Here is a 6411-nt window from a genome sequence, read left to right as displayed (position 1 = left end):
GGAGCGGGCTCACGCCGACGGGGTACTCCCCTCCGCGAATGTCCCCCGGCCTTCGGCCTCCTCCTTGATTTCGCTGCGGGGAGTACCCCATCGACGTGAGTCTGGAGCAGGTCGGTTGAACCGGCTGGCACCACTGCTGCGCCTCCGTGCACAGGGCAGTGGGTGCTTCCCGCAGCGAAATAAAGGAGGAGCCGAAGGCGGGGGACATTCGCGGAGGGAAGTACCCGCTGTCCTGTGCACGCGCCCCGGACAAAAAAAATGAGCAGCACCCCAGACGTCATCGCTACACCCATGGCGCCGATACGCGCCAACGCCGTAGACCGCGAACGCTGGCTCACCGGCGCCGCTGTACTGCTCGTCGTCGCATTGCTGCTGGTCATCGTCGCACTGCCCGTCAGCGCACTCGTCGGCCAGAGCTTCTTCGACCGCGAAGGCGGCTTCGTGGGCCTCGCCAACTTCGCTCGCTACCTCGACAACCCCGCCCTGGTCCAGTCCGCCTTCAACAGCCTCTGGCTGGCCGCGATCAGCGCCGTGATCTGCACCGCCATCGCCTACGTCTACGCGTATGGCCTCACGCTCTCGTGCATGCCGGCCAAGGGCGTGCTGCGCGCCGTCGCGCTGATACCGCTGCTCGCTCCCTCGCTGCTGCCCGCCATCAGCCTGGTCTACCTGTTCGGCAACCAGGGCCTCTTCAAGGGCCTGCTCGGTGGCGCGTCCATCTACGGCCCGCTGGGCATCGTGCTCGGCTCGGTGTTCTGGACCCTGCCGCATGCGCTCCTGATCCTCACCACCGCGATGGCGACTTCCGACGGCCGCCTCTACGAGGCCGCGCAGACCCTCGGTGCCTCGCGCTGGCGCATGTTCCGCACCGTCACCCTGCCGTCCACGCGCTACGGGCTGATCGTGGCCGCGATGGTGGTGTTCGTGCTGGTGATCACCGACTTCGGCGTGCCCAAGGTGGTGGGCGGCCAGACCGGCGTGCTCGCGACCGACATCTACAAGCAGGTGGTCGGGCAGCAGAACTTCCAGATGGGCGCGGTGGTGGGCTTCGTGCTGCTGATCCCGGCCGTGCTGTCCTTCCTGGTCGAGCGCCACGTGCGTCGCAAGCAGGCGGCCGCGCTGTCGGCGCGCGCCACGCCCTACCAGCCCGAGCCGGTGCGCACGCGCGACCGCGCGCTGCTGGTGTTCTGCGCGCTCACGGCCTGCGCCATCCTCGTGATGATCGGCATGGCCGTGTTCGCCTCGCTCGCCACCTACTGGCCCTACCAGCTCGCGCCCTCGCTGAAGAACTACGACTTCAGCAACATGGACGGCGGCGGCTGGGGCAGCTACTTCAACTCGCTGCGGCTCGCGGTCTGCGCCGCCGTGGCGGGCGCGCTGCTCACCTTCGTCTCGGCCTACCTGGTCGAGAAGCCGCGCCACTTCGGCCTGCTGCGCGAACTGCTGAACCTGCTGGCCAACCTGCCGCTCGCGGTGCCGGGCCTGGTGCTCGGCGTGGGCTACATCTTCTTCTTCATCTCGCCCTCGAACCCGCTGCGCGCCATCTACGGCAGCATGACCATCCTCGTGGTCTGCACCGTGGCCCACTTCTTCTCGGTCGCGCATCTCACCTCGCTGACCGCGCTGCGCCAGCTCGACCGCGAGTACGAGCTGGTCTCCGAATCGATGGGCATCCCGTTCTGGCGCACCCTGTGGCGCGTGCACCTGCCGGTCGCGCTGCCCACGGTGCTCAACGTCGGCGGCTACTTCTTCGTCAATGCGATGACCACCGTCTCGGCCGTCGTGTTCCTCTATTCGCCGCAGACCACGCTGGCCGCCATCGCCGTGCTCAACATGGACGATGCCGGCGACGTGGCGCCCGCCGCGGCCATGGCCTCGCTGATCATGCTCACGGCCGCCGCCGGCCGCGGCCTGTTCGCGCTGGCCGGTCGCTGGGCGCTCGTGCGCACCCAAGCCTGGAGACACCGTTGACCGCCGCTCCCAACTCCTCCTCCTTCGACGTCATCGTCGTCGGCGCCGGCATCGTCGGCCTCGCGCATGCCTACACCGCCGCCAGGCGCGGCCTGCGGGTCTGCGTGATCGAGCGCGACGCCGCCTGCATCGGCGCCTCGATCCGCAACTTCGGCTTCATCACCGTGACCGGCCAGGCGCCGGGCGACAGCTGGCGCCGCGCCATGCATTCGCGCGACGTGTGGCAGGAGATCGCGCCGCAGGCCGACATCGACATCGTGCATCGCCACCTGTGGCTCGCGGCCTACCGGCCCGAGGCGCATGCGGTGCTCGAGGCCTTCATGCGCACGCCCATGGGCGAGGCCTGCCAACTCATCGATGCCGCCGAGGCCCAGGCCAAGGCGCCCGCGCTGCACCTGGCCGAGGCGCGCTCGGTGCTGTTCAGCCCGCACGAGCTGCGCGTGGAATCGCGCACCGCGATCGGCCGGCTCGCCACCTGGCTAGCGCACGCGCACGGCGTGAGCTTCCGCTTCGGCGAGGCCGTGCTCGAGGTGCAGACGCCGCGCGTGCGCACCTCGCGCGGCGAACTGCATGCCGAGCGCGTGGTGGTCTGCACCAACAGCGAACTGCATGGCCTGTTCGCCGATCGCATCGCGGCCCACGACCTCACCCTGTGCCGGCTGCAGATGCTGCGCGTGCAGCCCGAGGCCGGTTTCCGGCTGCCGGGCGCGGTGATGATGGACCTGAGCCTGGTGCGCTACGAGGGCTACAGCACGCTGCCCGAGGCGGCCGCGCTGCGCGAGCGCCTGCAGCAGGAAGAAGCGGCTTCGCTCGCGCATGGCATCCACCTGATCGTGGTGCAGAGCGCCGACGGCTCGCTGGTGGTCGGCGATTCGCACCACTACGCCGCCGCGCCCGAGCCCTTCGCGCTCGAGGAGGTCGACCGCCTGATCCTGCGCCACCTGCGCAGCACGCTCGACCTCGAGAGCGCGCAGATCGTCGAGCGCTGGAACGGCGTCTATCCCTCCTCGAAGACCACGCCCTGCGTGATCGACGCGCCCGACGACGCGACCCGCGTGGTGCTGGTCACCAGCGGCACCGGCGCCAGCACCGGCTTCGGCATCGCGCACGACGTGTTCGCCGGCTGGTGATCCCTTTCCTTCACGCGAGTCCCTGTTCATGTCCGCTACCCATTCCTCCAAGCTCCAGGCCGTCGTCTTCGACTGGGCCGGCACCATCCTCGACTTCGGCTCGTGCGCGCCCATGGGCGCCTTCGTGAAGCTGTTCGAGCAGTTCGGCATCGAGATCACCATCGCCGAGGCACGCGGCCCGATGGGCATGGCCAAGTGGGACCACATCAAGGCGCTGGGCTCGCAGCCGCGCATCGCCGCGCAGTGGGAGACGAAGCATGGCCATGCCTTCAACGATGCCGATGTCGACCGGCTCTACGAGGTGTTCACGCCGATGAATGCCGCCAGCGCGCGCGACCATGCCGACTTCATTCCGGGCGCGCTCGACGCCGTGGTCGCCGCGCGTGCGCGCGGCATGAAGATCGGTTCGACCACCGGCTACAACCGCCCGATCATGGAGGTGGTCGCGGCCATCGCCGCGCAGGGCGGCTACGTGCCCGACAACCTCGTGTGCGCGGGCGACCTCGCGGCCGGCCGGCCTTCGCCGCTGATGATGTACCGCTGCTTCGCCGACCTCGGCGTGTGGCCGGCCCACGCCGTGGTGAAGGTCGACGACACCGGCGTGGGCCTCGAGGAAGGCCTGAACGCGGGCACCTGGGCCGTGGGCCTCGCGGTCAGCGGCAACGTGATGGGGCTGACCCTGGCCGAATGGCAGGCGCTCGGCGCCGACGAGCAGCAGGCACGCCGCGAGCAGGCCACCGAGCAGCTGAAGGCGGCCGGTGCCCACTACGTGATCGACAGCGTGGCCGAGCTCATGCCGGTGCTCGACGACATCGAGCGCCGCCTCGCGGCCGGCGAGCGGCCCGGGCGCTGAGTTCCGTTTTCACGGCGGCGCGATCGGGCCCGCGTCCGACTTGACCGCCCATCGGGCGGGCCTAGCATGCCCGCCATGCGACACCTCTTCCTCGCACTCTGCTGCTGCCTCGGCCTGATGGCCGCCGGTTGCGACGACAAGCCCAGGCCGGGCAGTCCGATGCCCAAGGCCTCGGCCGCGCAGCCTCTGGTCGCGCCGTCGGTGGGCTGACGAGCCCCCGGGCATTGCCGCGCCGTCGGCGCGCGGTGCGTTCGTGCGCCATCGCGGCTGGCCTTGTATGCTCGACCTCGCCGTCGCCCTGACGGACGCATGCAGGACAAGAAAGAGAACGATGACGGAGACGCTCGCCGCACGCCACCCCTCCCACCAGCCCGATTCGCGCTACGCCATGGTGCGGCTCGGCCTCACGCTGCTGATCATGACGGTCGGCAGCAGCGGCATGTACGTGGTGTCGGTGATGCTGCCCTCGGTGCAGGCCGAGTTCGGCATCGACCGCGCGCAGGCCTCGCTGCCCTACACGCTGCTGATGCTGGGCTTCGGCATCGGCGGCGTGCTCATGGGCAAGCTGGCCGACCGCTTCGGCATGATGTGGCCGCTGCTCGGCGGCGCCGTCTGCCTCGGTCTCGGCTACGTCGCGTCGGGCCTCGCGGGCGGCATCGTCTCCTTCACCATCGCCCAGACCCTGCTGGTCGGCCTGCTCGGCAGCTCGGTGGCCTTCGCGCCGCTGGTGGCCGACACCTCGCTCTGGTTCGTCAAGCGGCGCGGCATCGCGGTGGCGATCTGCGCCAGCGGCAACTACGTGGCGGGCGCGGTGTGGCCGCCGATCGTGCAGCACTTCATCGAGACCGTGGGCTGGCGCCAGACCTACATCGGCATGGGCCTGTTCTGCAGCGTCACGATGGTGGCGCTGGCCTTCTTCTTCCGCGCGCGTCCGCCGGCGGCCGTCGCGGCACCGCCCGTCGCCGGTCCCGGCGGCGCCGCGGTGCGCAACCTCGCGCGGCCCTTCGGCTTCAGCACCGGCGCGGCGCAGGGCCTGCTGTGCGTGGCGGGCGTGGCCTGCTGCGTGGCGATGGCGATGCCGCAGGTGCACATCGTGGCCTACTGCAGCGACCTCGGCTTCGGCGCCGCGCGCGGCGCGCAGATGCTCTCGCTGATGCTGGCCTTCGGCGTGGTGAGCCGGCTGGTGTCGGGCGCCATCTGCGACCGCATCGGCGGGCTGCGCACGCTGCTGCTCGGCGGCGCGCTGCAGTGCGTGGCGCTGCTGCTGTTCCTGCCCTTCGACGGGCTGGTGCCGCTGTACGTGGTGTCGGCGCTGTTCGGCCTGTTCCAGGGCGGCATCGTGCCCTCGTACGCGATCATCGTGCGCGAGCACTTCCCGGCCTCCGAGGCGGGCGCGCGCGTGGGCACGGTGCTGATGTTCACGCTGTTCGGCATGGCGCTCGGCGGCTGGATGTCGGGCAAGGTGTTCGACCTCACGGGCAGCTACCACGCGGCCTTCCTCAACGGCATCGGCTGGAACCTCGTCAACGTCTCGATCGCGGCCTTCCTGCTCTACCGCGTCATGGGGCGCGGCCGCCGCGTCGCGCCGGCCTGAGCCGCCGTCCGGGCGGTCTGGGGCGGCAGAGTATATTCAAGCGACAGATTCTTCGAGCCGACCCCCGATGCCCGCTTCCAAGCCCACCGCCCGCCGACCCGACGTCCGCCCGCGCGCGCGCCGCGCCGCCCATGCGGAAGCGGTGTCGCCGGACGACGCGCAGGGGGCGCGCGCCGACACGCTGACCGATCAGGTCTACCAGCAGCTTCGCCAGTCGCTGATGACCGGCGCGCTGCTGCCCGAGCAGGTGCTGACCGTGCGCGGCGTGGCCGAGAGCCAGGGCGTGAGCCTGACGCCGGTGCGCGAGGCGGTGCAGCGGCTGGTGGTGGAGCACGGGCTCGAGGTGGTCAACGGCCGCACCATCCGCGTGCCGCGCCTCGATGTCGAGACCTACCGCGAGATCCTCAAGATCCGCATGGAGCTCGAATGCCTGGCGGCCAAGGAGGCCGCGCCGCGCATCTCGAACGACGAGATCGAGCGCCTCGACGGCGTGGTGCAGGCGCACCTGGCGGCGATCCAGGCCGGCGACGCGCACCGCACCCTGCTCGAGAACACCGAATTCCATCTCTCGATATATCGAGCCTCGGGCCAGGCCATCCTGATCCGCATCATCGAGAGCCTGTGGTTGCGCGTCGGCCCCACGCTCAACCTGCTGTTCCCGCAGTACTGCGGCAGTCTCACGGGCCACGAGACGCATCTGACCGCGATGGACGCCCTGCGCCGGCGCGACGGCGACGCGCTCGGACAGGCGATGCGCGACGACCTGACGCACGGCTCGCGCTACCTGATCCGGCTGCTCAAGCCTTGAAAAAGCGGCTGGCGCGGGTTTTTGCGTAGACAGAATATATTCTGATCGCCTAAAG

6 protein-coding genes are annotated in these 6411 nt (G+C 70.2%); all 6 read left to right on the top strand.

Translation table 11 applies throughout. The features are described from left to right. Window positions 1–258: 258 nt before the first annotated feature. The 6 genes from KV106_RS39070 to KV106_RS39045 all read left to right on the top strand — a co-directional run bounded on the left by KV106_RS39070 (window position 259) and on the right by KV106_RS39045 (window position 6356). Window positions 259–1971: a putative 2-aminoethylphosphonate ABC transporter permease subunit gene (locus KV106_RS39070; RefSeq protein WP_261217744.1), complete on the top strand. Its 1713-nt coding sequence runs from the start codon at window positions 259–261 to the stop codon at window positions 1969–1971. Next, window positions 1968–3101, top strand: a complete 1134-nt coding sequence (locus KV106_RS39065) for a TIGR03364 family FAD-dependent oxidoreductase (protein ID WP_261217743.1) — start codon at window positions 1968–1970, stop codon at window positions 3099–3101. Before KV106_RS39070 ends, KV106_RS39065 begins: the two co-directional genes overlap by 4 nt. A 28-nt stretch (window positions 3102–3129) precedes the next feature. Next, the gene (phnX, locus tag KV106_RS39060; RefSeq protein ID WP_261217742.1) at window positions 3130–3954 is read left to right on the top strand and encodes a phosphonoacetaldehyde hydrolase; all 825 of its coding nucleotides are present in this window, start codon (window positions 3130–3132) and stop codon (window positions 3952–3954) included. Between the two features lie 75 nt (window positions 3955–4029). Beyond that, complete coding sequence (locus KV106_RS39055; protein WP_261217741.1) at window positions 4030–4164, top strand: hypothetical protein; 135 nt, start codon at window positions 4030–4032, stop codon at window positions 4162–4164. Between the two features lie 121 nt (window positions 4165–4285). Further along, complete coding sequence (locus KV106_RS39050) at window positions 4286–5548, top strand: MFS transporter (protein ID WP_261217740.1); 1263 nt, start codon at window positions 4286–4288, stop codon at window positions 5546–5548. A gap of 67 nt (window positions 5549–5615) precedes the next feature. Then, window positions 5616–6356 carry a GntR family transcriptional regulator gene (locus KV106_RS39045; protein WP_261217739.1) on the top strand — a complete coding sequence of 247 codons (741 nt, stop codon included), beginning with the start codon at window positions 5616–5618 and terminating at the stop codon, window positions 6354–6356. Window positions 6357–6411: the final 55 nt, after the last annotated feature.

This window comes from Variovorax endophyticus, from assembly GCF_025376855.1.
Classification (GTDB): domain Bacteria; phylum Pseudomonadota; class Gammaproteobacteria; order Burkholderiales; family Burkholderiaceae_C; genus Variovorax.
Note: the sequence above shows the minus strand (reverse complement) of the source record. Positions and strands in the feature narration are given on the sequence as shown.

What these genes read in the sequence shown, in the direction of transcription:
- KV106_RS39070 (WP_261217744.1), top strand. Translation starts at nt 259, where the DNA reads ATGAGCAGCACCCCAGACGTCATCGCTACACCCATGGCGCCGATACGC.
- phnX (WP_261217742.1), top strand. Translation starts at nt 3,130, where the DNA reads ATGTCCGCTACCCATTCCTCCAAGCTCCAGGCCGTCGTCTTCGACTGG.
- KV106_RS39055 (WP_261217741.1), top strand. Translation starts at nt 4,030, where the DNA reads ATGCGACACCTCTTCCTCGCACTCTGCTGCTGCCTCGGCCTGATGGCC.
- KV106_RS39050 (WP_261217740.1), top strand. Translation starts at nt 4,286, where the DNA reads ATGACGGAGACGCTCGCCGCACGCCACCCCTCCCACCAGCCCGATTCG.
- KV106_RS39045 (WP_261217739.1), top strand. Translation starts at nt 5,616, where the DNA reads ATGCCCGCTTCCAAGCCCACCGCCCGCCGACCCGACGTCCGCCCGCGC.